The organism is Mesorhizobium sp. A623 (genome assembly GCF_054489405.1).
In genome coordinates this window covers 127,399-152,663 of the sequence record NZ_JBTMXB010000013.1, presented here as the reverse complement: position 1 = coordinate 152,663, position 25,265 = coordinate 127,399, and the positions used below count along the sequence as shown (strand labels likewise).

General features: G+C 60.4%; 19 protein-coding genes and 1 pseudogene. 6 read left to right on the top strand and 14 right to left on the bottom strand.

What is annotated here, in order from left to right; genetic code table 11:
* Window positions 1-186: 186 nt before the first annotated feature.
* The 4 genes from ACX3P1_RS15675 to ACX3P1_RS15660 form a co-directional block, all read right to left on the bottom strand.
* Complete coding sequence (locus ACX3P1_RS15675) at window positions 187-786, bottom strand: GNAT family N-acetyltransferase (RefSeq protein ID WP_459080511.1); 600 nt, start codon at window positions 784-786, stop codon at window positions 187-189.
* Window positions 787-869: 83 nt separating this feature from the next.
* Window positions 870-998, bottom strand: coding sequence for a hypothetical protein (locus tag ACX3P1_RS15670; RefSeq protein WP_459080510.1), 129 nt, complete (start codon window positions 996-998; stop codon window positions 870-872).
* A gap of 155 nt (window positions 999-1,153) precedes the next feature.
* Window positions 1,154-2,461, bottom strand: a complete 1,308-nt coding sequence (locus ACX3P1_RS15665; protein WP_459080509.1) for a serine hydrolase — start codon at window positions 2,459-2,461, stop codon at window positions 1,154-1,156.
* A 112-nt stretch (window positions 2,462-2,573) separates the two neighbouring features.
* Window positions 2,574-3,086 (bottom strand): hypothetical protein, encoded by a 513-nt coding sequence (locus ACX3P1_RS15660; RefSeq protein ID WP_459080508.1) that lies wholly within the window; start codon window positions 3,084-3,086, stop codon window positions 2,574-2,576.
* Window positions 3,087-3,260: 174 nt separating this feature from the next.
* Between ACX3P1_RS15660 and ACX3P1_RS15655 the strand changes: the two genes are divergently transcribed.
* On the top strand, window positions 3,261-3,755 hold the full coding sequence (locus ACX3P1_RS15655) for an SH3 domain-containing protein (RefSeq protein ID WP_459080507.1): 495 nt from the start codon (window positions 3,261-3,263) through the stop codon (window positions 3,753-3,755).
* Window positions 3,756-4,592: 837 nt separating this feature from the next.
* Here ACX3P1_RS15655 and ACX3P1_RS15650 read toward each other — a convergent pair.
* From ACX3P1_RS15650 to ACX3P1_RS15625, 6 genes are all read right to left on the bottom strand, one after another.
* Window positions 4,593-5,555: a hypothetical protein gene (locus tag ACX3P1_RS15650; RefSeq protein ID WP_459080506.1), complete on the bottom strand. Its 963-nt coding sequence runs from the start codon at window positions 5,553-5,555 to the stop codon at window positions 4,593-4,595.
* A gap of 335 nt (window positions 5,556-5,890) precedes the next feature.
* A complete protein-coding gene (locus ACX3P1_RS15645) occupies window positions 5,891-6,493 on the bottom strand; it encodes an SCO family protein (protein ID WP_459080505.1) in 603 nt (200 codons plus the stop codon).
* The gene (locus ACX3P1_RS15640; RefSeq protein ID WP_459080504.1) at window positions 6,490-8,232 is read right to left on the bottom strand and encodes a hypothetical protein; all 1,743 of its coding nucleotides are present in this window, start codon (window positions 8,230-8,232) and stop codon (window positions 6,490-6,492) included. The genes ACX3P1_RS15645 and ACX3P1_RS15640 overlap by 4 nt, the downstream gene beginning before the upstream one ends.
* Before the next feature lie 118 nt (window positions 8,233-8,350).
* Window positions 8,351-15,895 (bottom strand): hypothetical protein, encoded by a 7,545-nt coding sequence (locus ACX3P1_RS15635; protein WP_459080503.1) that lies wholly within the window; start codon window positions 15,893-15,895, stop codon window positions 8,351-8,353.
* A 189-nt stretch (window positions 15,896-16,084) separates the two neighbouring features.
* Window positions 16,085-16,345: a hypothetical protein gene (locus ACX3P1_RS15630; RefSeq protein ID WP_459080502.1), complete on the bottom strand. Its 261-nt coding sequence runs from the start codon at window positions 16,343-16,345 to the stop codon at window positions 16,085-16,087.
* Window positions 16,345-17,445: a trypsin-like serine protease gene (locus ACX3P1_RS15625; protein ID WP_459080501.1), complete on the bottom strand. Its 1,101-nt coding sequence runs from the start codon at window positions 17,443-17,445 to the stop codon at window positions 16,345-16,347. The genes ACX3P1_RS15630 and ACX3P1_RS15625 overlap by 1 nt, the downstream gene beginning before the upstream one ends.
* Here ACX3P1_RS15625 and ACX3P1_RS15620 point away from each other — a divergent pair.
* From ACX3P1_RS15620 to ACX3P1_RS15610, 3 genes are all read left to right on the top strand, one after another.
* Window positions 17,445-18,737, top strand: coding sequence for a trypsin-like serine peptidase (locus ACX3P1_RS15620; RefSeq protein WP_459080500.1), 1,293 nt, complete (start codon window positions 17,445-17,447; stop codon window positions 18,735-18,737). The two genes, ACX3P1_RS15625 and ACX3P1_RS15620, sit on opposite strands and share 1 nt — an antisense overlap.
* Before the next feature lie 380 nt (window positions 18,738-19,117).
* Window positions 19,118-19,954 carry a helix-turn-helix domain-containing protein gene (locus ACX3P1_RS15615; RefSeq protein WP_459080499.1) on the top strand — a complete coding sequence of 279 codons (837 nt, stop codon included), beginning with the start codon at window positions 19,118-19,120 and terminating at the stop codon, window positions 19,952-19,954.
* An 82-nt stretch (window positions 19,955-20,036) separates the two neighbouring features.
* A complete protein-coding gene (locus ACX3P1_RS15610) occupies window positions 20,037-20,459 on the top strand; it encodes a VOC family protein (RefSeq protein ID WP_459080498.1) in 423 nt (140 codons plus the stop codon).
* Window positions 20,460-20,843: 384 nt separating this feature from the next.
* Here ACX3P1_RS15610 and ACX3P1_RS15605 read toward each other — a convergent pair whose 3' ends face one another.
* Both ACX3P1_RS15605 and ACX3P1_RS15600 read right to left on the bottom strand, forming a co-directional pair.
* On the bottom strand, window positions 20,844-21,095 hold the full coding sequence (locus ACX3P1_RS15605; RefSeq protein WP_459080497.1) for a GNAT family N-acetyltransferase: 252 nt from the start codon (window positions 21,093-21,095) through the stop codon (window positions 20,844-20,846).
* A 59-nt stretch (window positions 21,096-21,154) separates the two neighbouring features.
* Window positions 21,155-21,616 (bottom strand): MarR family winged helix-turn-helix transcriptional regulator, encoded by a 462-nt coding sequence (locus ACX3P1_RS15600; protein WP_459080496.1) that lies wholly within the window; start codon window positions 21,614-21,616, stop codon window positions 21,155-21,157.
* Between the two features lie 59 nt (window positions 21,617-21,675).
* Between ACX3P1_RS15600 and ACX3P1_RS15595 the strand changes: the two are divergent.
* Window positions 21,676-22,424 (top strand): annotated as a pseudogene (locus ACX3P1_RS15595) (DUF899 domain-containing protein).
* Between the two features lie 43 nt (window positions 22,425-22,467).
* Window positions 22,468-22,914, top strand: coding sequence for a VOC family protein (locus ACX3P1_RS15590; RefSeq protein ID WP_459080495.1), 447 nt, complete (start codon window positions 22,468-22,470; stop codon window positions 22,912-22,914).
* 194 nt (window positions 22,915-23,108) lie between these two features.
* On the opposite strand, the gene ACX3P1_RS15585 is transcribed toward ACX3P1_RS15590, so the two are convergent.
* A complete protein-coding gene (locus ACX3P1_RS15585; protein ID WP_459080494.1) occupies window positions 23,109-23,342 on the bottom strand; it encodes a hypothetical protein in 234 nt (77 codons plus the stop codon).
* A 7-nt stretch (window positions 23,343-23,349) separates the two neighbouring features.
* The gene (locus ACX3P1_RS15580) at window positions 23,350-24,408 is read right to left on the bottom strand and encodes a trypsin-like peptidase domain-containing protein (protein ID WP_459080493.1); all 1,059 of its coding nucleotides are present in this window, start codon (window positions 24,406-24,408) and stop codon (window positions 23,350-23,352) included.
* Between the last annotated feature and the right edge of the window lie 857 nt (window positions 24,409-25,265).

Genomic DNA, 25,265 nt, shown 5'->3' with positions numbered 1-25,265 from the left:
CACGTGAGAAACGGGATGCTGTCGCCCGTCGAATTCGAACGGCAGCAGAAAACGTAACCTGGGAGCGTCTACAAAACACGGGGCTATTCACTGAGATCATTGGCCCCCATGCGAAAGCGGAGAGGACCGGGCCCAGGATGACCCAGTGGGTGACCTTAAAAACGAATATCATGGAAAAGAGTGAAATCATCCGTCTGGCAACGCAGGCGGATCAGCCGGAGCACCGCACGATGGTGGGCGGGTCATGAACCAGCTCGGCACGCCTAGCACCGTTTCATGTCCGATCACGACAAAACCGAGCGACTCGTAGAAGGCCACGTTGATTGCCAGATCTGTCTCAAGATAGGCGGTGGCTGCGAGCGCGTCCATGCGTTGGCAGTAACGCACCATCAAATGTCGTCCGATACCCTGCCGCCGGCACGCCGGCCGCACTGCCAGTGGACCGATATGCCAGTGCGGACCGGCCGGATCGTTACGCGCCCAAACACTCAGCCAGCGGTGGATACGGAATACCCCGACCGGTGGGTTGCTAGCCGCGATTACGCCGGCAAAACGCAGTGTATCCGTTAGTGCTGGACGACAGCGGCCAGGTTTGATCATGCCCAGAACACCTATCATCTCACCCTGCATATATGCGCCCAGCACTTCGCCATTCGACTGGACGTAGGCAACCAGATGACCAAGGAAGCACAGTAGGCGTCGATATCTACGCCCCGGATCGGTCCCGAACACTTCCACATGCAATGGATTGTCGAGCATGCCGTTGGCCAGAATGGCGGCCGCCACGCGTAGCTCGCCAGGCGTCAACTCCCTGATGTCGATGAGGAGATCGTTGTCAGCCTGGTTCCGTGATGCTGGTCGGCGCGCCATCAGAAACGGTGGGCGGCCGAAAGCGCGGAACTGGTCAGCGCCGAAACCACGTCTCTATCAGCGGCAGGCAGGTGCTCGCCAAGGCCATTGAACGAACCTTCTACTTCCGGATTGTCAAAATTCCCCACGCCAGAATCCTTTGATACCGCAGTTTTGGCCAGAGCCTCCATTCGTTCGCGGCAAATCCTCGATCTTGAAGCTATACTTATCGGGTTACAGAATCGAGTTCGCCGGGTTTCGACCAGTAATAATAGCCAGATTGCCCTACTAGGGCGCCGCCGATCTATTGGAACAGAGCGTAGCAATCCATATTCTTCTGCTTGAGGACGCCGCAAGCGCCCCACGCTTCGGACTTGGCGTCGAAACCGGAATATCGGGCGCGAACATATACTTTGCCGTCCATTGTAAAGCTCTCGGTAAAGGCCGAGGCGTCGGCAAGCAGTCGCGGCGCCTTGCGAGCCGCCCGTGAAAGAACTTCGCGTGCGGCCTCCTGGTCTGGCATAGACCCTATCTGGATGACCCATTCATTGTCACGCGTCGAAGCGGTGCTCACCAAATCGATATCGTCAGGCGAGTCCACTCGTGCGACGCTGCTCGCGTCCCCGATTGCTTCAATGGTAGCAACCTGTTCCGGCTCGATTTCACGCGCCGGTTTGTAGGTGGGGAGCGGGATACGGCCGGCTGGGACCAATGAGGCAATGAGAGCGTTATCGCCACCGCGATCGATATGGAAACGATCGCGCCCGCTGGAAGCTTTCGGCAGATAACGGCTGATGAGGCGCCTCATATGGGCATCGCGGCTCCTGCCGGTGCGGCCGCCCATCACCACGGCAACAAGGCTGCGGCCACGTATTTCGACCGACGAGACGAGATTGAAGCCTGATGCGCGGGTGTAGCCGGTCTTGATTCCGTCGACGCCCTTGACCCGACCAAGCAACTTGTTGTGGTTGCCAAAACGCCGGCCCTTGTACCGGAAGGATCTGGTGGTGAAGTAATCATAGTAGCGAGGATGATGATCGCGTAGCGCCATACCGAGGCGCGCCATGTCGCGCGCGGTCGTCTTTTGCGCCTTGTCGGGTAATCCGTTGGCGTTCCTGAAAGTGGTCGAATTCATCCCCAGCTGGCGCGCCTTTTCCGTCATCATGCGCGCAAAGCCGGCCTCCGAACCGCCAAGGAACTCGCCGATAGCAGTCGCGGCATCATTCGCGGATTTCGTTACAAGGGCCAGGATGACCTGCTCCACCGTAATGGTCTGGCCAGGCCTCAGTCCCAGTTTCGACGGAACCTCGTTGGCTGCGTTGCGCGACACCGGTATCTTCGTGCCCTTTGTTATCTGGCCGCTCTCGAGCGCGTCGAAGGTAAGATAGAGCGTCATCATCTTGGTGAGAGAAGCCGGATAGCGCGGCGCGTCCGCATGGTTTTTATAAAGCGTCTTGCCGGTCTTCGCATCGATGACAATACCGGCATATCTGGGATTTGCTTCTACCGTCGAAGCGGCCCCGACGCACAACACCGCCGTAACCAGAAGCCCCAGAATGGCTTTCGACAATGACGCCGGCAGCCCGGCAAACTTCTTCAATGACTGATGCACGCGCCCGCCCGTCGCCGCTCTTCATGAACTGAAGCCGAACGAGCCGGCCGCGAGGGTGCGAAACTAGGCAGCCACCGTTACGAATTGCTTAAGGCATTCCTAACGCGAGAGATCAAATCGTCTCGTCCGATCCCTGAACCTCTGGAATACGTCCCGGCTTTTGATCGGCGAGGGAATCCGACTTCACCCAAATGGCAAACTCGCCGTCCGAAATGCCATTCTCCTCGCTGCAGTCGTTGCGCCCTGCTTGAACGAAGGATGACTGTTCTTCATAGCAGCCGGCGTTTGAATAGCCTGACACCCGTGACCATCCTTTGCTCGTCTCATAGACAACGACCGTCTCGCGGAAGAATAACCTACCGATAATGCCGCATTCCATCGACGGGCAACTGCGCCGCTTCGCATTATCGGCCGCAACCCACATGCGGCTTTCCGCTTGCACGGGTTGGATAAAGGTCACCGAAGCCGACAGCATCGCGATCAGAACCAGAACGGCCTTTCCTGTCGCTGGTAGATCACCTGCTCTGCGCCTACTCGTGGTGGACCACGCCGCACCATCCTGCGTGTCCATCGCGGAAAAGCACGTTCTGATGCGGGTGGATGCCGGCAATAGAAAAAATCTCATGCTTACACTCCGTCAATCTTCATACCGCTATGTGAGCACTGAGCCATATTCGGTCGACCATAATCGTCGATCTATTTAGGAATCGAGAATGAATTCCCTGTGAGCTGCTCAGATCCGACGCAAACCCCTGAGCTTTCGTCAACCCGCCAGGGTGTCAGCCATGCCGGATACCGCATGCGCGCCATCTTTTATTGCGGCTTCATCACCGCGCTGCTTTTAACAACGCCGATTAGCCTCAGAGCCGAGGCCAGTGCCCTTCCTCTTCCCCGTTTTGTCTCGTTGAAAGGTTCGCCCGCCAATCTTCGTATCGGGCCAAGTGTTCAATACGAAATCGAATGGACCTTCGTTCGTCCGGGCATACCGCTCGAGATCTATCAGGAATATGGCAATTGGCGTCGCGTGCGGGATTGGGAAGGAACCAGTGGATGGATCTACGGCCCGCTCCTATCCGGGCGCAGGACGGCGGTAACAGCCCCTTGGGACAGGAACAATATCGCGCTGCGCAAAAATTCCACAGCCGACGGCCCCGTCACGGCCTGGCTCGAACCTGAAATTCCTGTCGAACTGATTCGCTGCGACGGGCAATGGTGCAGAATCGCAGTCGATACAATGGCTGGCTTCGTCAAACAGACACGCTTGTGGGGTGCTTATCCCGGCGAAGTGCTGTGACCGGCAATCAGAAGTCGAACAGTTCACTGAGCAACGATTTCCTCTCCCGATAAGGCTGGCGTTGCGATACGTGGTAGTTATCGTCGCTGTAGCGGGGCCTCATTGATCTTCGCAGGGAGGGAGCAGGGACGGGCAGGACTTCGACGAACCCGCCTAGATCGACATGTGACGTCGGGGTCCCCTCGCCCAGCCCCAAAACGATACTCCAGAGGATCTGCGAGCCGCGTGTCTCGCCCAGTGCTCGCGCCACCCTCCTCCCGCCTGGTGCCGGGTCGTCGTCCCTCGGCTCGGAGAAAAGTCGGAATCCTAGCCTATGGAACGATTGCGAGGGCATAGCGTTGGGGCAAGGATCGAGCGTCGGAAACATTCGGAAGTGTAAAGTGAGATGGGTCGCAGTGCTCAGTGAACAGATCATGCGTGAGGGAGAACGACATCTCCGCGCCCCCCCCGGCCCTCTCCGTCCCGTTCGATGAGCACAACGGGATTCAGAAGCTGTTGGAAAAGCTCGATCAAGTCGAAAGGTCCGAGCAGCAGCCGAAACTTCTGTTTCTGATGAACGTAATTTTATTTCGCATCTGCGTTGTCCGTAGAGCCAAGCGATCGAGGTCCGGTCGAAACTCTCCCCAATCCTAGGACTATGCCCCGAACAGTCCGGAGGACAGCCCCCTCTACGCCCGCGAGTTCGAACCCGCATCGGTAGCGATGGCACACCATTGCCTGCCGTCCATGGTCAAACTGTAGTGTGCATATGCACCAAACTTAGACCTACTTCGAACAAGTTCTATCGGGCGCCATCCAGGACATCCTATCTCCCCCGTATCCCGAACATCGCGCCAGCTATTTAGAACTCAGGAATCCGACCTCGTCGGTCCCCGTTAGCGGAAAGCGCATAAAATCCAGGTCCTGTTCGGCAAACTGGGATTTGTCGAAGGCTGCGACAAGAGAAGTTCTCGATGCATTCCTGTGTCCAGAGGCGAGGATAGTGAATTTCAACAATGCGGCGGCCCGCCGGGCATGCCGCCGCAACAGATCGGGGCTGTCTTCTCGAGTAAGTGCCGCATAGGGGTTGGCGAGAACAAGAGGAAGTCCGCGCTCACGCGCCATTGCCGGCAGGCTCGGCAGTTGCCCGGCAATCGCGTAGAGGTCGGTGGGTGATGGCAGCGCGGCCAGGACGGAATGTACCCGCGCCTCTTCAGTGCCGATCAGAACGGCCGCGTCGGCCCAGCCATCCTCCGCCGCAAAATCCGTCACCTTGATCTCGACATCATCGCGTGAGCGCAAAAGCCCTTTGCTCGGGTGCCCGCCGCCAAGATCGATGACCGCGATCCTGCGGGCGCCGCGCCGGATCGCTTCATCGAGAAGTGTTTCATAGGTTTGGTCGAGGCTCGGCAAAAAGCTCCGCACGCGCCCGCCATCCTCATTGCCAGCGAGCGGCGCCAGCGGAAACAGCACCGGCACGTCGCGCTGTACAAAGGACTCAACTGTCAATTGCCTCGACGGCACCAAGCCGACCACCGCCGCGACGCCGGTTTCGGCAGCGTCAAGGATGACCTCTGTATCCCCGACGAGTGGCCGTATGAGCACGTCGCGGCCGAACAGTTTTCCTGCGCCCATGCTCTGCTGGATGGCCTCGCTGAGGGCATGTAAATAGGCCTCTGCTGGTGTGCGATTGTCGGGTGGAATGACAACGCCGAAGGTAATGCTTCGTGCCGTCACGCCACGCTTGTCCAAGCTTGGCAATATCTCCAGATAGGCGCGCAACCCGTCGACGACTTCAAGAGGTAGGTCGTAGCGTGGCATGGTCGCATCGAGCGCCCTACCGTCGGGTCCCAGCCCATCGCGCAAAGCTCTCTGGAAAGCCGCTAAATCATAGGCTGGACGACTGGCGGTCGGCCAGCCAAGAACGTCCCAGACGATCGGCGAAGCGCGTCCTTCCTTTCCGCCGACGCCATCGCGACCATGACAGCCGCGACAAGGGAATTTACTTGGCGAAGTTCCGAGCGCCGTCTCACCGATGGTTACGGAACCCGGCATGTCGCCTATCCCCTCAAACACTTGCCTACCGACTTCAACGGGGTCTGCGTAGGCCGAACCCACGAGCAGAGCGATGAGGCCGGCTGACAGAAGCGGCAGGATCAACTGGAGAGCCTCTCCAGGACTTCGATAATGTCCTCGACATCTGGCTGAGCGCGGATGCTGTAAAACACGCCCCGCTCGGCGTCGCCAACAAGAAAGAGCGGCGTGTGCAGCTCAATATTCGGCGTGCTGGCCCCGGCGCTCCGAAGCACCGCGTCGACGTCGCGAGGTTCGCCGGTCAACCACAGCCAGCGGCTGCTTGGCCCGAATTCGGACGCAGTCTTGCTCATGACCTCTTGCGTGTCCCTGCGTGGATCGATGGTGATGGAGAGAAGCTTGACCGGCTTGGCGAAACTCGCGGGAGCATGCTGGTCCACCATCTGCATCAAAGCATTCCCGACGGGGCAGATGGACTCGCAGGTCGTATAGTTGAAATTGATAACAATGATGGACCCTTGCGCGATCTCGCTCAGCAGTCGATGCGCTTTCCCCTCATGGTCCACCAACGCCACATTCGGCAACACTATCGCGCGTTCGGAAAATGCTTGCGGCTGGTCGGTTGTGGCGCCGGAAAGCGCATGGTTGAGCCCAGCGCCGGCCAAGACTGCACAAACCACGGCACTAAGAATGATCGGCAATCCCGCACGCCGGAAAGCTTTCATGACGCAACCTCCACGGTCGGCGTTGATTTCAGCCTCCAGCCCTTGGGCATGCCGACGGGCTGGATTGCATATGTTCCGGGATGTGGGAAGGTAACGGTAGCCCGTAACCGGCCATCGGCTCCACGCCGTGCCACGACCTCGGTCGACCACGACGAAGTGAGGCTCGGCACCAGCAGCCGCACCACATCCACGTCGAGGTTACGATCGTCCTCGCCGCTCAACACGACCGTGATGTCTTCCGCTCGTCCCGATCGATAGGTAGGGGTGTCGCCCGTTTCATCGACGGCAAGCCTGTAGAGTTTCATCGGCGACGGTCCACCAGGTCCATCCACCTCGAACTGCATGCAGACGGTCAATCCGAAGACACCCGTCGTTAGCACAAGTTCGTAACGGCCGCCCGCACCGATGCGCGTTACCGTCTCGAACCGGCCGGCCGAAATCTCGCGGAAGCTGCGGTCGACCACATGCACCTGCAGCGGCGTGCCGCCGCGTAGGTTCGTCGATTCCATCGGGGGCATATTGCCGACCGCGGCGAGTTCGGGGACGATCCAGCCCGTGTGGTTGTCGCGATCGACAACTAGCGCTTGCGGAGCGGGCAGCATGGAGACAAGTAGGCGGCGTTCGCCCTTTGAACCCCCACCCTTGCCACCAAGTGGCACCGGCCGCAGCGTCGCGGCCAAGCCAGCCTTCACGGACTTTAGATCGAGGACGGCGAGATAGGCACCCTCACGCGTGGCAATGAAAGCGGCGCGATCGGTGAAGGCCACTTCCGCGATCGTCGCATCGCGAAGCTCGGCCGTCTGCACAACCCTGGCCGTGGCGACGTCGATGATCGAGAGCGCGGGTAACCCCGGAGTAAAGGCGAGCGCGATACGGCGATCGGGACTGACCGCAAGCCGGTTCGCGGCAAATCCAAGCGGGATGGTCAGTTGTTCGGAGAAATTATCGAGGTAGCGCAGTTGAGCAGCGTTCTCCCCCGGCCCGAGTGTTAGCAGGCCCTCGTCGTCCAAAAAGGTAGCGGCCGCGACGGCACCGCTCGTATTGCCCTCGAAAATTATGCGGCCAGTCGATCCATCTAAGACCAGTACCGAGCCGGATTCCGACACCGCCCCGACGAGACTGGCCCCCGTCTTCGGTGCCGATAGTTCGATATTGCCTCCTCTAATTGCTAGCCTGCTCGAAACGGTGCCGTCGACACCAAGCAGGCCGATGCCATCCTTTTCGGCGACCCAGATCTCGCCGTTTGGCGTGGCTATGAGGGAGGTGGGGCGCTTCAACCCCGAAGCGATAATCTTGCGTGCGCCATCGGCCAGGGAAACTTCTTCGACAATGCCTTCATCGGCAAAGCTAAGCAGTGCGCGCAAGGCGGCGCGATCAATCTCGAAATCGTCAGGCATGCGCCCCAGCACTGCGGCGCCCAGCATATTCGCCGGCTGGCCATCGAGTTTTGGGTCAATCACGCCAAGGCTGGAGTCTTCGTTCAGAACGGCGATGACCACGCCGTTGAGATCGATTGCACCCAGTGCAATCGATCGTGTCACCCGAAAAGCCTGTGCCTCCTCCTCACACGAACGGTTGATACGGTCAGCGCGACGGATCCAGCCGCTGAGTTGAAGCCCGGTGGGAGGCCGCCCGGTCACGACGTCGGCCAAATCCACCTGCAAACGGATGGGCTCGTCATGCTTGGGGTGCGAGATCACTCGCCCAGTCATGTCCGTCAGCGTCAACTTCGCCGTCAAGCTGGCACTGTCCTGGGCCAGAGCGGCAGCCGGTGACAGCGCCAACAATACCACGGAGCCAAAGGCTATTTGACCCAAGCGTCGGAGAACGTGAGGCAGGCGCCACACCGCGCCGGCCTCAGTTTGCCGCCTGGCGACGCGCGCAGGACGACACGGATAGATCGTCCAACTGGCCATTCGGCACTACGTCGAGGAGGCCCCAGACACCGCCCGCGCGCAGGTGCGTCGGGCCGTCGTGCCAAAGGTAGCAACCCAACTGCATCTTCTTGGTCAGTGATGCCGTCACCGCCTTTCCGGGCCCGAGCAGCGCCGAATGAGGAAAGCCAAATCCGGGGAAGAGGTCGTCGTAATCCTGGCCGATGGTGACGAAGGTGCGCTGCCGCGCTCTCCCTCCCGGATGAATGACGTGGACAACGACCTCCTCGCCGGCCTCAGCGCGCAATATGTGGGGCTGTGGCGATTTGCCGAGGCCGGCCTCGTTCGGCCTGAGCGCGAAGAATTCCGGCCCGAACTGATACGCGTTGAGGTCGAAATGGCCCTCGGCTGCCTCAACGACACCCGGCTCGCCGCGTAGTCGGATGTTGAACGGAGCGCTGCGATAGTTGACGGCCTCGTCGCCGAGATCGTAGCTGTCGTCGCAGATCTTGCAGTCGGCAACGAGCTTTGGCGCACCGACGCTGCCTAACGGCATGAAGCGATCGAAAGTCGCCTTGTCGCGCAAATTGAGCCCATCTTGCCAGAATAGCGTGAACTCGCGGATGGTGTGCGCGGCCGTTCCTTCCGGATACGTCACCTCGGATACGGTCTGCCAGCCGGCTTCCGCCACGCCGTTTTGGACAGGGCGTGGTGTTACCACCGATACGGTGCAGGCACGCGGATCGAGGAGCTTGGCCTCCGCGCATCCGACCGCAATCAGCGGCTCGTCGCGCGTGTCCTGGATGATCGTTCGCCCTGCAGAAAAACTCGCCGACTGTGGCGCCACGTTGATTGCACCGATCAAGCCGTGCAAGGGATGGCCGATCACATCGCCCGCCGACTTGATCGGTAGCGAGCCGAAAGCATAGGGAATGAAATGCAAACGACCCGAGATGGTGCGTTCGGCGTAACCAAGCCAGAGCGCCTCGATCTGCGTCTGCAACGACGTACGTTTGGCTGTGCCGCCGAGCCGCGCGATCGCTCCGCCCAATTCCTCCGAGGTCGCCGCGCCAGGCTCCAGCATGTTTAGCTGGAAGGGATGCCCGCCATAGTAGACCGGCAGCGCAGTCGCCTGGCTGCTGGCGAACGGCGCGACGAAAACCTGGTTGTCGCCCAGTTCGGCGATTCCACCCTTCAGTGGATTGCCGAGCAGGTCGAGCAACCGCGCTTTGAAATTCACGAAGTGCTGAGAGCCGCTGCCCGCGCTGTCGGTCAGCGTATCGACGATGTCGAAGTCGTTCGGTGTGCCGACCCGGCCGGCATAAAATATCATCTGCTCTATCTGGCCGGAGCGCTGCTTCCACAGGCTGAGCCCGTTATCCGCCGCCAACTTGACGTGTTGCAACTCGCTCTGCGTCGGCACGCCGCTGCCGTCCGTCGAGAAGCGCACGCCTGCCAGAGCACCGGTAGCGTTATAACCGAACGGTCTTGCGATACGCTGTTGGAAGTTCAGCGCCGGAAGAGGCAGAAGAACCGCCAGCCGCGCCGATCCGCGTAATTGAGCCTGGCCGAGTTGTTCATAGCGCAGCGGAATGTTCTTCTCCTCGGGATCAAGGCCTAGATCGGCGGAACGATAGGGCTCACCGCCGCTCCATTCGGGCTCGGTGTTAAGGGGAACAATGCGCGGCATCCATGCATCACCAAGGTCGTCCTTCAGCCCTCCGCTGCCGGCGTAGTCACTGAGTGCGTTGACAATGGTGAGCTTGACGCAATCGCCCGCATTCACCGTAAGAACGAACGGCTCGGGGCGCGTGTAGGTCTGCCGGATGGCATTGACGATCCTCGACAGCGGCACCTTGCCCCACCTCGACGGATCGCTGAGATAAGCGTCGTCCGACAGGGCCGAACTGCTGGCGATAGCCCTCGTGTCCACCAGAGCGAAGAACAGGCCGTTGCGGTCGTAGAGACCCTTGCCGTAACCCGTCCCCTCGTCCCCGATGGTCGACAAGTTCTTGCCGAACACGGTGCGCGCCTCGATTGCCACGGCGGCGGCATGGACGACCGGCGCATCGTATTTGCAAGCGATGGCCTCAGTCTTGATGCGCGGGATTGCTATCCCCTCTGGCCGGGAGTGTTCCAACTGTTCCAGAGTTGCCAAGCGCGAGCCGATCTTATTGGCTTCGTCGAAGCATTGGAGCGTCGCCTGCCGACCGGCGTCGGTCGACAGGTCGGCGTTGCGCACGCAACTCGCGATTTCTCTACCGTCGGCCGCCTTCTCGTCCTTGTAGACGCGAAGCAGACCCCAGGCTCCGTTCCAAAGCGAGTCGACCGAACCGAAATGCTGCAGCGTGTCCGTCGGCGTCTTGTCGTTGATCGCCCCAACATCGGATGTCGCTCGTGCCATATTCACGGGCCTCGCCCGCTCTGCGCCGGCAAAATCGTTGCGGTACGTGCCGGCGAGTTCGAAATGCTCCGAAATGCCCACTTCCTGGGCGACAATGTGACCGGCCGCGTTAAAGCAGTTCGCGATCAACTGTTCGTAAGCCTTCCAGAAATCCTGGTCGGCGATGTCGAATTTTTCGGATCCGGCTCCTTCCCGTACCCAGCGAGCATACTGATCAGCGTGGCCGGAACGGCTGATCGTCGACGACATTGCCGGCAGTTTTTCGCTCTCGCAGGCCTTGGCCAAGGTGTCCTTGGGCGAGTTGTCTTCCAACGGCCGCATGCCGGCCGGATAGCGTTGGTCGATGTCGCGCGGCCAGTTGTAGCCTTCCAGCGTGAAATTGTGTTGCACTTCCTGTGCGCCCTGAACCAGCCGGAACAGCACACGGTCGCTCGAATAGGTCTCCATGACAGGTGTTACAGGATCGCCGTGGTCATTCGACTGGAAAAGGCTCGCCATGTCACCGGCCGGACCGGCCTTCTGCATGTCGATGCTGCAGCGTTCGTTAACGCCGGCCTGAAGTGCTGCGACCCAATGATCGAGCGGCTTGAGCGCACAATCGGAACCGGCCGTACTGCTTCTGCCCAGACGAAGCGGAATAGGCTCGCCGCGGTAGTTGACCAGATAAGGATCGTGGTGGTCGACCGAGATCGACTCCGGTCGTCGCGGCGCGGCGACCGGCTTGGCAAGCTGCACGCCATCGGTGGCGTAGCCCGCCGCCCTGCTGCGATAGGAGAACAGGTAATTGCCAAGCGCGCTGACTTCGTCCGCCGCAACCAACGAAAGTAGGTCGGCCCGGTGCGCCATCGAATCGCCGGGCTTGCCGGCCGCCGCCCATGCCGGCGGCGCGTCGCCCGCCGGCGCGAACCAGTTGGTTCCGTCATGCTCAAGCACCGAGGCACAATAGCGCTTCATATTGCCCGGCTGGCCAACGATCGCATATTTTGCCTCGCACACCAGCGTTGCCATGCCTGAGATGTCTTCGGCCGCTTCAGCGACTTCGACGCCGGGCCGGCTGTCACTTGCCTTGGTCGGGAAGGCTGCCAACAGTTGCGACTTCGTCATCCTGTCACGCGGATCGTAGAGGGTGGCGAAATCGGCGACCGCCAAAGCAAACTCGCGATAGCTCCTGTTTTCCTGATCAAGCGCGTCCCTGTCGATGATGTTGCGCACTGTACCGACGTCAATATCCGTGGCGACCACCATTGCGCGGTCCTTGCGGCGCGCGGTGCAGGTTTTTTCAGGACCTGTCGTGCATGTCTCTGATGCTTGCGGCTCGATCACCAATGCCGTGTAGAAGCCGTGCTGCTGGATCGAGGACGGGCCGAAATGATCATGGCTGAACACGGTTTTCAGCGTGCGGTCGGCCTCGCCCTCGCCATCCTCACGGGTGCTCGACAGGATCGGGTCCGCAAACCAGCGTTGCACAGTGGTCTGGAAAAGATCGCGGTATTCCGAAAGCTTCAGCCGCCAAATCCTGTTCTTATAGGTGTTGCTAACCTTCCAATGGCCGGGTATGTCGGGGTCGGCCACACAGAGGCCCGGGAATTCCCGAATCTTTGCCTCGCCCGGCGCGCGGTTCGCTGATACCGAAGTCGGATCGGCCGACTTTGCCGCACAGATGCGGGTGGCGATTTCATCGGCTGCCAGCGTGCCATCCTCGTAGTTGAAGCCGTTGCCCGAGCCGTCGGAGGAGGTGACATCGAACTTTACCAGATGGATGTGTTGGCCGATCGTATCGGTCGGGGTCTTCACCTGGAAATCGTCGAGTTGAAGGTCCTTCGGCAGCTCGTTGGTGTGCCGGTATTCGATGCACTCGCCCGACAGCGCACGGAAGAAGAAGGGTTCTTCGCTGGAGCTTACCTTAGGTGAGATGCGGCCATTATTACCGGGGGCGCCGTCCTTGTAGCGGTCGGAATTGGCAGTCAGCACGTTGATGCGGGATTGCGGATCGTGCCAGCCGGCGCGATTGGTCACAAGATCGAGTTGAACCGCAGAACCAGAATACCGGCGGAAGCCAACCACCGCCGGATCGGAGGTGAAGATACTGCTTGATGCGGCTGTCTGCATGAAGGGGTCCGGCTCGGCAATCGAGATGGCCGTGTCGAAGGGGAATGGCGTCACCGAGCCGTTCTCGATGTAATAGAGCTTGGGCCGCTGCGGCCGGTCCATGAGTTCGCCCTGCTCATCCGGAATCTTGTCCGTTCGCCGCCACGTCGTCCAGTTTGAGATGTGCTCGTCCTTGGCCGGAATAAGGTCGGTAGTAGCTGGCGGCCCGCTCGGGACCGCCCGCTTGTCCACCATGATCTCGAAATCCGTGGTGCCGCCGCCGCTCGCTGGCTTGGTGAAGACATACGTCTTCTGCCCACCCGAGAGGGTTGCTCGCGCCTGCGCGAAACCATCCGGCGCGCCGCACGGATCCGCAAAGGGTGCGCCCGGCTTCGGCGGCGCGCCGTTCACCGGGAACAAACCCGCTGTGGCGGTGCCGATCAGCGAGGGGTAACCGCCCTGATCGGTCTGGAAGCTGGCGGGCGTGCCATCCGCCTTGCGCAGATTGAGCTGAACGCCGCTACCGTCGATGCGGCCATTGTGGTGGAAGGCCATCCCAGTCTTCTCGATTTCGCTGCCGTCATACGGCAGCGTTCTGATTTTGGCGCTTTCCAGATGTGCCGTCATATCGCCCAAGGCGAGTGCCTTGGCGATTACCTGCGATTGCTGGCGTTCGCGCGTCTTGCGATCGACCTCGCCGATCGGCTGCGGGAAGTTCTCGGGCAGGTCGAAGGTCGGTTTGCGCTCGGCATCATCTGTCAAGACGTGTCGCGGCAGCCCGCCATCCCAGAACTCGTCGGACACGTTGCCGGCAGCATCGGTTGCCCGGGCGATGTCGTTCGGCGCCTGCGGCGGACGATGGCCCGGGCGGCCGCCAATATAGAAGGGATAGCCGGGCATCGACACCATCTGCGCGGGCGCTGCTGACGACGATGGAATTTCCAACTCGTTGCGCTGGGCGCTCAGTGATATCTCGCCCGAATAGGTGGCGAGCAGCGGCCAGGCATGGCCAGGCAGCGGCACGATCGCCGGAATGGGAGTGCCAACGTCACGGGCCGCCCCGCCTGCATCGGCGGCGATCCATGCGCCAGTCTGCGGATCCACCGATCCCGGCCGCTTCAGTCGCTTGTCGGCGGCGCTCGCCTCTTCGATGGACAGGCCAGGCTTGAGCTGGCCGTCCGGCAGCTTGCGCGTACCGTCTTCCAGCACGTCGTGGACGCGCCACAGTTCCCACATGCCCTGCGCGAAATGGGGATAGAGATGGCAATGGAAAATCGAGTCGCCGATCGTGCGGTTGCGGTTCCCCGACCCGAGCGTCTCGTACCATCCCGCCTTGCCCGCCTCACCCTTGTGATAAACGCTGAGCCCTCCGCCGTAGATGTTGTAGGTAAACCCCTGCTGCGGGGCGACCGTCTGCGAATCGAGATAAGTGCCCCTGTTTGGGTCATTACCGGCGAACCACTGATGCGCGTGAAGATGGAAGACGTGCGTTTCCTTCGGCCCGGCATGGAAATTACGAAACACCACCTGATCGTTGAGATAGGAGTGGTGGATGTTTGATGGATCGTCGCCGAACTGTTCAAGCAGCGCGGGGTCGCCATTTGCCCATGAGGTCAGGAAGAATTCCTCGTAGAGGCATTCCTGGCAATTGGCGGCAGGGCCGATGCCCTTGCGGTTGGCCAGCAGCAGCGTGCCCATCCCGCTCGATCCGTAGTTGATCGCAAATCCGTCGCGCACGCCGGCGAACTGGCCTTCGCCATAGCGGCTGAGTTCTTCGAAATTCCGTGTGAAGAAGGATTTCAGTTCGTCGTGAAAGAATACGGAAAACTCGCGGAAATTCACAGCGGCCGATGTGCCGGCTGCCGGGCGATAGATGATCGCGTTGAGGTCCGAATGGATCAGTTCGAAGGCATTCTCGCCGCGGTAACGGACCATGCTGAGGATCGAGGCCTTTGCCTGCTCAGCGCTGGCCAGATCGGCATATTGAGTATAGGGGCTTTGCAGGTTCGCAAGGCCGATTGCATGGCGAGGCGGCGACGCACCGTTGCCTGCCAGTTTTGGCGTCCACAGCTTGCGGAACGCTCCGGCCGAAATCTGGCTGCGAAACCAGGACGTGCCCGCCTGCTCCACGACGACAGCGCCGAACAAACCGTGGGCAATCGAGCCGCCATCGCCCTCTCCGCCGGCCGGGGCGGCGTTACTTGTCATGAAATACGGCCCTTCCCGATCGATCTGATAGTAGCAGTCGATCGCCGGCGCTCCCGGCTCGACCGCCCTCAAACCCTTGCAGGCGGCTTCAATCTGGTCCGTTACCGCACCGCTCGCGTCAACGGAGGTCAGGCCCTGGATCGAGAAGTTGAGGCCTCGGCTGCGCGGCCAATCGAACTCAGGCGTCGCCGGATTTGCTTGCTCCTGGGCCGCGCTGCCTGACGCGCAGGCGACCTCGTCGTGCATCAATTCGCTTTCGTCCCCATCCGATACCCAGTTGCGTATGAGATTGAAGAGATTTCCATCCTTGAAGCGGTCTTGCGTATTGCGGCCGCCCTGGCGGCAAAAGGTCTCCGAGAACCCGGGCTGCTCGGGGCGCAGGAGATTGCTCATCCGCAGATGCAGTATGTCGCCGACACTAGCGCGCAGGACCAGCGGTCGAGGCCGCTTGCAATCCTTCAGTCTTACTTCTCCGGGCGTCAGGGACACCTTGTCGATCCCAGTCGACAGACCATCGCGGATGAACGTTTCGTCGGTTCCGTCCGTCTCGTCACAAGCGTCGGCGTCGAACCTTTGCGGCGCTACATCGGAAGGGACCACATCCCGGCGCAGTGAATACATCATGCCGAAGGGGTTGAAGGACCCAAAACGGTTGTAGATCAGCGCCTGGTCGAGCGCGATCACATCCGCACACACTACCCGTTTGGACGTCCCCGAGACGCTAATCGAGGCGCACCAATCAGGCGCTGCCGGCTGGACGGCTAAGACCGTGAGTTCACTATCTGGGCCGGCTGGTGTGTGCTGCGGCACCTTTGTTTCAGCCGCCATCGCTGCTCGACACGAGGCGAGCAGCGCAATGAAAAATATCAGACGTGCAAATGTAAACAAAGCAAACCCTCTCGCTTGCCGTGGATAATTCATGCACTGATAAATAAAACTCTAATCTATTTTATTACATCTCATTTATGCGGGCGCCATCTTAGTTCATACCGAAGCCTCCCTGTCAAATAAATACATTCAACGCAATTCAGGCTTCCCTCCGATATCAATGACCCTGACAGCCACCTTCCCGTCCCCCTTTTTCGTATCGATCGTCACCTCTGTGGGTATCGACGAAGCTTCTGCGCCGCTGGCCGTGGCCGTGTCTCCCGAGACGTAGACGGCCAGCGCCGCATTGCCGTCCTCGCTATTCACGCCGAACCCGACGACATTTGGATTCTGCTTGAGCATATCCCCATGTTGCTTGATCGCCCTCAGCACGTCTTTCCGGTCCGCCATCACGTATCCAGTTCTATGTCCAGTTCATCGAACACCGCTCGAATGGGGTTAAAAAAGCTCTTCATCGCCGTTCCGGCGAAATGCAGGCCCGCCACCTTGCCCGATGACGTGAGGACCAGGGCACCGCTGTCGCCATCGTCGGTGAAGACCGTGCACATGATCTGGTCCCTGAACATGAGCCGCACCTCGGTACCGTTACGGGGATCCACGTAAGGAACGATCACCTGGCACGCCGTATCCTCGATTTTGCCCCAGGAATGACCGGTGGAGCGACCTACCTTTTGAACCTTCATACCGGCGCGCAGCCGCTTCACGACGGCCTTGGGCGCCTTGTCGGCCTGCCAGATGGCCAGTTGATAGGCGACGTCCGGCAAGTTGATCGCGGCGATCGCGGCGTCGACCCGGTTTGGAAAACCTTCCTGCGAGTCGTCGAACTCGACGAACTCTGAAAGGCTCGCGATGCGATCGCCGTTCGCCAAACCGCCATCACCCATGGCTGGCTGGATGATGGCATCGCCAACCGTGGCGTTACGCCATGCGGCCAGAACATGGGCGTTGGACAGAATGTAACGCTCCCGGCCACCTGCGCGCTTGCGCACGATGCAACCCAGCGTGCCCCCAGTCACGGCTACATGCCCGATACTGCAGCCCGGGCGTATCGGCCGCAGCCGGTCTGGAAAAGCTTGGGGGCGGATGGCGCCCACGGGCAGGACATCGGTCTCAACTTCGGCGACGCTAGTCGGGAGCGCTCTCGGCACTGGATTGGCGATGTCGGACAGCGGCCGCTTCTCGTCGACATAGACACGGAAGGCCGGCCTGCCAAGATCGACGCCATCCTTGATCTTGGAGCCCAGGCCAATCGCCTGCACGGCAGGATCCTTCAGCCAGGCCGGCCACCTGAACACCTCCGCCACGCGCGCAGCGGCAGATGCCTCGTGAGCAGCGGGGATCGCCCGCGCCTTCACCTCAAGGGCGACGTCTGGAAAATTCCGAAATTGAATAGAACTTGAGCGACCGGTTCCCGAAACAAACTCGGCCAGCACAGCGCGAATTCGCCTTGCCTCGACAGCACTGACAGTCGCTCGGGAACGGTCAGCCATTGGACCTGGCCACGTTTTACAACTATGCTGCGCCCCGCAAGAGCGATGATCCCATGACGAAAGCTGAAAGTCAAAGGGTGGTCCAACTGGTCCGGCGGCTCGTTCCGCCCGGACAAAGTCTTCGCGACTGCTTGCGACGTCCGTCGAAAGCACATGCCCTGCCCGCCGCAATCCAGGCAAAAACGCAACCGATCGAACATGACGAAGTCGTGGAGCGCATCGAAACCGCCAAGCCTTTGACGCAACCCCAGATCGCTTATGCCCAGACGATCCTGCTCAAGCAGTTGCGGCCGGCTTTTTTTGTCGTCAATGGCGGCTACGATGCGGTTGAGCATGCGGCCTGGGCCCGGCTTAACGACGCCACAGTTAAGGCGCGGCTGATCTCGGCTATCCCGTCGGTCGGTCGTATCGAAAACCAGGGAGAGTTCGTCGGGACGGCCTTCTGCGTTGGCCATAACCTCATCATGACTAACCGACACGTCGCCGAGAATTTTGTGCTGGGCGTAGGAGCAAGCCAGGCGATCGGCTTCACTCCCGAGGCTGCGCCTGTCGTCGATTTCAACGGTGAATTGGCTACGCCATCGGAACCGCACTCGGCCGTCAGCCTGAACCGGGCAATCCTGATCCATCCATATTTCGATATTGCGCTGATCGAAACGGATGACCTGCCTGATGGGATCGAGCCGCTTAAAATCGCGTCGAACCCGGCCGACGCCGCGATCGGTACGCAAGTGGCGTTAGTCGGCTACCCAGCCTACAATCCTGCCGAAGACATGGATGACCAGCGCGATGTCTTTGGCGATCAGCTTGGCGTCAAGCGCCTGCAACCCGGGATCATCAATGTCGATGGATCCATCAAGAGTTATGCCAAGAGTGTTGCCAGCCATGGACACGACATCTCAACGCTGACCGGAAATTCGGGCTCAGCCATGATCAGCCTCGACACCGGAAAAGTGATCGGCGTCCACTTCTACGGAAAAGTCCGCAACTCGAACTGGGCCGTGCGCGTCGCCGACCTAGCCTGCGATCCGCGCGTCATTGCGTGCGGTGTTAATTTCGACGGGGCTGGCGGTTCCCAAAGTGGCCCCTGGGATAGCTGGTGGTCGAAATCAGACACGCTGAGCAGGCCCGTCGGCGGGTTCGCGGGCCCGGAAAGCACCAAGCCCAAGCCCAAGCCCAAGCCCAAGCAGCGTGTCCTCGAGTTCACCCTGCCTCTCACGGTTACTTACTCGCCGGACACCGACACCGTCAAAGTGCGCCTCGGCGCGATATCACAGAAGCCAAAAAGATGATGAATAGTCGAAACGGTAGTGACGTTGCAGCCGAATTGGCTGCACGTACCAAGCATATGACAGTTGCGGGTGTGGCTCGACGTCACGACGCTTCTCGAAAAGGGTCACGGCGCTCAATCGTAGTTTTGTATCATCAGCCTTTGCGCGCCAACCGCGGACATTCTCATTGCCCGGCCACCCGACTCGCTCATTCGTTCTCATCGAGCAGATACCACGATACGGAGCCTTCCGGGGTGCTACTTGGTCCGATGCCTCGTCGGCGGCGGTCACGGCCGTCGGCCATCTCGATAAGCGATACAACCTTAGCGGGCTGAACGCCGTAGCCTTTGCAGATGGAGATGCTTGGCCTACTATTGCCGCAGGGAACCCGGACGTGGCTCATGGCTTCAGAACAGCGGGAGAGCATCAAGATCGAGGCTAGGAAGTGCAGCCCGCCCTTCCTGCGCCGCCATTTCTGTCATCCCGAATTAACCGGCCTGGTGGACCGAATTACCGGCTATCGCGAGAGCGGCCGCGCGCTTCATCATTCCGTCGAGATGGCCGCGCTGGTGGTGCCGCTCGTCATCAGTTGGGGCGAGCCCTTCGAAATTGCGTTTGGACGCGCGCCGACGCGCGAGGATACCTATGCGAGCTTCACCTCTGGTCTCTATCCCGGCCATGTGCTGATCAATTCAACCGGCGGCGCAGAATGCGTGCAAATCGACTTCACACCGCTTGGCGCCTACCGCTTTTTCGGGTTGCCGATGCACGAGATCTCCGGGTGGATGGTCCCGCTCGATGACCTTGCCGACCGGGAAATCGCAGTGTTGCGCGAGAAGCTCGGCGATGAGCCCGATTGGGACAGGCGGCTTCACCTGACTGAAGCGTTCGTGCGCGAAAGGCTCCAGCGCGCCGCGCCTGTCAGCCCGGCCATCACCTGGGCCTACGAGCATATCCTCTGGGGCCAAGGCCCGGTGCGCGTCGGCGACATCGCCAAAAGGCTGGACTGGAGCCGCAAGCACCTTGCGGAACGCTTTCGCAAAGAGATCGGAATCGGCCCGAAAGCGGTCGCGCGCATGGTGCGGTTCAACCGGGCGCTTGCGCTCGCGCGGGCAACAAGTGGCCGCTGGGCCGAGATCGCGGCCGAATGCGGTTATGCCGACCAGGCCCATCTGGTGCGCGAGTTCCACGAATTCGCCGGAGAAAGCCCGGCCGCCTGGCAAAAGCGCGCGGCCTGATCGTCGCAGGTAACATTCCTTCAATACGCTGCGAGCCGATGGTGCCAACATGGCGTATCGGTTCGAACAGAGGAGGACAATCATGGCCGAAACGACGGAAGCTCCACGCATCTATCCAACCTTCCGCTACCACAACGCGGCGAAGATGGTCGACTGGCTGCAGCAGGCTTTTGGCTTCACGCTACGCGTCAGATATGGCGAGGAAGACGAGGTGCATCATGCCGAACTCGCGCTCGGCTCGTCTATTGTCATGCTTGGCCAAGTGCGCGACGACCAATATGGCAGCATGGTGGGCGATCCAGGTGAGAATGCTGGCAAGTCCGTCTATATTGCGGTGGATAATACGGACGCGCTCTATATTCGCGCGATGGCGGCTGGCGCGACAATACTTGAGGAACCGGTCGACCGTGATTATGGCAGCCGCGACTTCATCTGCCGCGACCCGGAAGGCAACGTCTGGTCCTTCGGCACCTACTGGCCGAAGGTTGGCGAAAATCAGCTTTAGGTCTCGAAAGCCGATGCAGACGCCGGGCAGCCAAGGCCAATCGGCATCCAAGCAGCGCGACAGGCTCGTCGGCTTTCGCTGCGGCAGCATCCGGCTGTTTCCCATGCGGTGCTCACCTGCAATCCAGGCCGCAAGACCGGACTAATCATGGCATCGTCACCATGCGGTCTCACAGCCCGCCCGGCGAACGGTTTCAAATGCAAACCGCCGTATGGCGGGCCGGCAGACGCCGACTGTCATTTGCAGCATTTTGTTCAGTTCAACCTCAACCAGATAAGTCCTCATGTAATCGAGTGTCTGAACACTGCCCTCATGCACGTTGGACGACAATTATTCTATTCAGATCGATCGTGCTCAATTGGCAGCATGTACATAACGAAACGTTCAGCCTCTGTTCCACCCAAGCTTTTGTATAAACGTCGCGGCGGTGTTGCCGGGCTCGGTCCCAACCCACGCTTCTCGTGCGCCAAGCGAACGCCCTCTGTCGAGCATACAGATGAGCAAGGCCGTCGCCAGCCCCTTGCGGCGCCAGTGCTGGGCTACGCCCACTTCATCGATGTAGAGTTCGGTCACCTTGTAGGGGTGACGGTGGATCACTGCGGCGACCTGCGCGGCCACCGTGTCCTTATTGCTCACCCAGCGGAGTACGATCGAGTGATTGTGATGGTTGCGGTTGATCCACGCCGCCCTGATTGTCAGGTTTTCGACAGGAGGTTGAGTTCGGAGCGCAGACGATCCGGGGCCGACAGCGCCGCTTGGATCTCTGTATGGATATGCTGCCAGATCGGCACGGCCTCGACCAGAACGGCACGGCCGGCCGGCGTCAGCCGCAGCAGCCGCGCGCGCCTGTCCTTCGGGTCGGTTGCCGTCTCGATGAGGCCCCGACGCTCCAGTGGCTTGAGATTGGCAGTCAGGGTCGTCCTGTCCATCGCCAACAACACCGCCACGCTGCCGAGGCTCGGCGGCTCCGGCCGGTTGAGCGACATGAGCAGCGAGAACTGCCCGCTGGTGATGCCGTAGGGTTTCAGGGCGACGTCGAAACGGCGTGCGAGAGCACGCGCCGCCCGCTGCGCATGCAAGCATAGGCAAGCATCACGCACGTGCAGTGTGGTTTCGAAGGGAAGGTCGAACGGCTGGTGCATCTGAGGGGTTGACATCCGTGTAATCTTTACGTTGATATCAACGTTAATTGGGGGCGTCAATTGTGGAGGATATGATGCCGCATCATCACACGGTCGTCTCCCACGAGGAATGGCTCAAGGCCCAGCAGACCCATCTGAAGACCGAGAAGGCGCTGACCCGGATGCGCGACCTCGTTGCCGCCGAGCGGCGGGCGCTGCCATGGCTGAGGGTCGAGAAAGCCTATATCTTCGACACAGCCGAAGGCGAAAGAACGCTTGGCGACCTCTTTGACGGCAACAGCCAGCTCATCGTCCATCACCTGATGTACCATCCCGACTGGGAGGCTGCCTGTGTCGGCTGCTCCTTCCAGGCCGACCATATCGACGGGCCACGGCCGCATCTGGAGCGGCACGACGTTTCCATCGTCGCCGTCTCGCGGGCGCCCATCCAGAAGATTACAGCCTACAGGGAACGCATGGGCTGGAGCTTCCCTGGCTTTCCTCGGGCCGCAGCGACTTCAATCAGGATTTCCACATCACCTTCAGGCCGACCGAGGTCGAAAACGGTCGGAACGACTACAATTTTGGAACGATCACCGTCGACCCGCGCTACCACAGCGAAGAACTGCCCGGCGTCAGTGTGTTCTACCGGGACGAGGCCGGCGATATCTTACTCACCCAGTCCATCTATGCGCGCGGGCTCGACCTGCTGATCGGTGCCAGCCACTATCTCGACATCACGCCGAAGGGCCGCAACGAGGCAGACAATCCAGACTGGATCCGCCGCCGCGACGAATATGAAGGCGCGGGCACAGAGAGATGTTGTGAGGCGGCCCACGCCTGACCGTCGCCATGCAAGCAACAACGACGACAAAGAGGAGAAGATCATGAAGATCGTGACCAGTCTGAGCTTCCAGGGACAGTGCCGCGAAGCGTTCGATTTCTACGCCAAGGTCCTGGGCGGGAAGATCACCGCCGCCATGCCCTACGGTGATGCGCCGCCCGGCATGCCGATTACCGACGAGAAATACAAGACTTGGCTGATGCACTGCTGGCTCGAGGTTGGCGACCAGGCGCTGATGGGTGCCGACATGGATGTCGAATGGGCCCGCAACATCGACAAGCCCAAGAACGGCTTCGACGTTACCCTGCACACTGAGGACAAGGCAGAAGCCCAGCGCTGGTTCGATCAGTTGTCTAAAGGCGGCAAGCCGGTAATGCAGTTCGGCGAGACCTTCTGGTCGCCCGGCTTCGGCTCCCTGGTCGATAGGTTCGGCGTCCCTTGGATGATCAACGTCATTCCATCGGCTGGCTGGAGCCCTTCGCAGGGCTGACCGCAACGATATCCTCTTCAGCTGAGATGCCGAGGACATACTTCTAGTCATCAACGGGAGAGAAGAGCTGGTCGCAGAGGCGGTGCGGCGGAAGACGAAGTTCGCGCCTACTTCGGCGATCAGTTCAAAGCCTTCCTTGCACGCCCGGATTTCGATGATTTTCTGGCACGCGATGGAATGGGTGGAAAACGGGATCAGTACGTGCGAATGACGCCCACCACGTCGACTACCACCTCGAGCCCGTCGAAGATTTTCGGCAAGCTGATCGCCTGCGGTCTGCGGGAAACGGAGACATTGAGTGCGAGATCGTCCTCGCGAGGATTCAAGCAGATGCCGACCCCCAGAAGCCCTTCCCGATTACCGAACTGTTGTTCGAAGGCTTTCTGGATTTCGCGTGCCTGCTCCATCGAGTGCTTCGTGGCGGCCATGCGGTCCCTATATCAGCGTCACGCCGAGTTGTTCCGTAACCGATGATATAGGGTTTGCCCCCGCAAATCCAAGGTTTCCGGTGCCGCCGGACGCCGAACCGGCAAACAGTAGCCCGACCGGACGACCCTCTTCGTCCACGATGAGCGATCCGCTGTCTCCGGGCCTGCTGAAGGGTTGCCGCGTCATGTCGGTCTCGATGACGACTTGCCCATCGAAGCGGGCGACACCCACGCCGACATCTACAAGATAGTTGTTGACGTTCACTGCGCGCACCCGACCGCGCGTATGACGCGTCGTCCGGCCAGTCTTAAACACCGTCATGCCCGGGGCAGCATCGACCAACGCGCCCGGCTGCAGGGTCATGGCGGGAGCGGGATCGTTGGAATTGTCGTAGAGTGTCGCATGATCTTCGGCGCGGCCGTGGTCAGTAAGCGCGGCAACAGCGGCGTCCACCCGGTTCGGAAAACCGCCGAACTGGATCGGCACGAAACGGATCAACTCGGCGATGACATCCTCGCCCGGCTTGCCGCCGTCGCGTGCGCCGGGCTGCATGATCGTAGTGCCGACGGCGACACTGTTGACGTCGGCCAGGACATGATTGTTCGAGAGGATGGCGTTCCGGCCACTCAGATTGTCGCGGCAGAAGCAGCCGAGCGTGCCCGCATAGGCAACGGTGGTCGGCGAAATACTCACGCCGAGCCTGACGGGATCATTTCGCGTCGTCGTCCAGAGCGGCCTCTGGCGACCGATATAAAGCACCTCGGCCTCGCCCCTGGCGATGCCGACGATCTCCTCCACAACCGCACTTTGGACCTTGTTGCGGTTCTGCACGAGCACGGCGAGCCTGGCGTCGCCGTTGACGCCTTCGGTGACGCCGAGCGCAATGTCGTTGGCACGGCGGCGGGATGGTTTCCTCGGCCGCCCCGATTTAGTCTCGAGAAGCATCGGATCCAGGAAAAGGCCCGGCCTCGCCTTATCCAGGCCGGCAACCGCCGGCAGTTCGATGAAGTTGAAAATCTGGGCAAAAATTAGTGCTTGCAGTTCCAGCGCGGATTCGAATCGCATTTTAACTCTCCAAAATGCCCGCCCGACGAATCGCACTCTAGCAAAAATGGCACAATGCCCGTTCGCGGACATTCTCAGTTGCTGTCATGGGCCAACTAAGCCCACCTCCAAAGATTGACCCGTGAGGACGACATCACGATTAACCGCATTCAGGCCAAATCTAGTTAAAACCACAAGTATTGTACAAACAGTCATTAACATCCGCATAGGCGTGACGGAACGGTGGTCTGAAGGGCGACCAGGTCAAGTGGCTGAAGGAGCTTGAGCCGGGGAGTTCGTTTCTTCCACCGCGCCATTTCCGACCAGAATTTGCACAGGAAAATTTCTAAACTCCGCGCGTTGCCGTACCCGTGTGGATCATGTCGTTCCCGAACTTAGCGTTCTCGAATAACGGCCTTGCCGAGTTCTTGATCAGCATCGCCCACGCAGCGCAAAGTTCCAACGACCTCCGTTGGCAAGCTCCCGATTTTGCTCCAGACGGAATGTAGGTCGCGATGCGAACCCTTTGCTGCCTTCATGGCCGCCTTGCAATCGGCCGAAACAGGTAGCATCCTGACGCTGCTGGATTGAAACCCTGTCGCAACGACATGATGTGCTTGGCACGCATAGTGGCACTTCTCCTGGCGCTCGCCTTGATCGATGCAGGGCCGGCAATCGCTTTCGATGACACGGTCCAGGTGCCTTCTAGCACACTCAGTGATGAGGACTTCCTGCGTGGGAAAACAAACGAGACAACCGAGATCATGCTTTCCGGCAGTCTCAGTGGCCCAGACGGATCCGACAAGCTTCCTGTCGTCATACTCCTTCATGGCACAGATGGCCCGGGGAGCGGCGCGGTGTGGGCCTGGAGCCGCTAT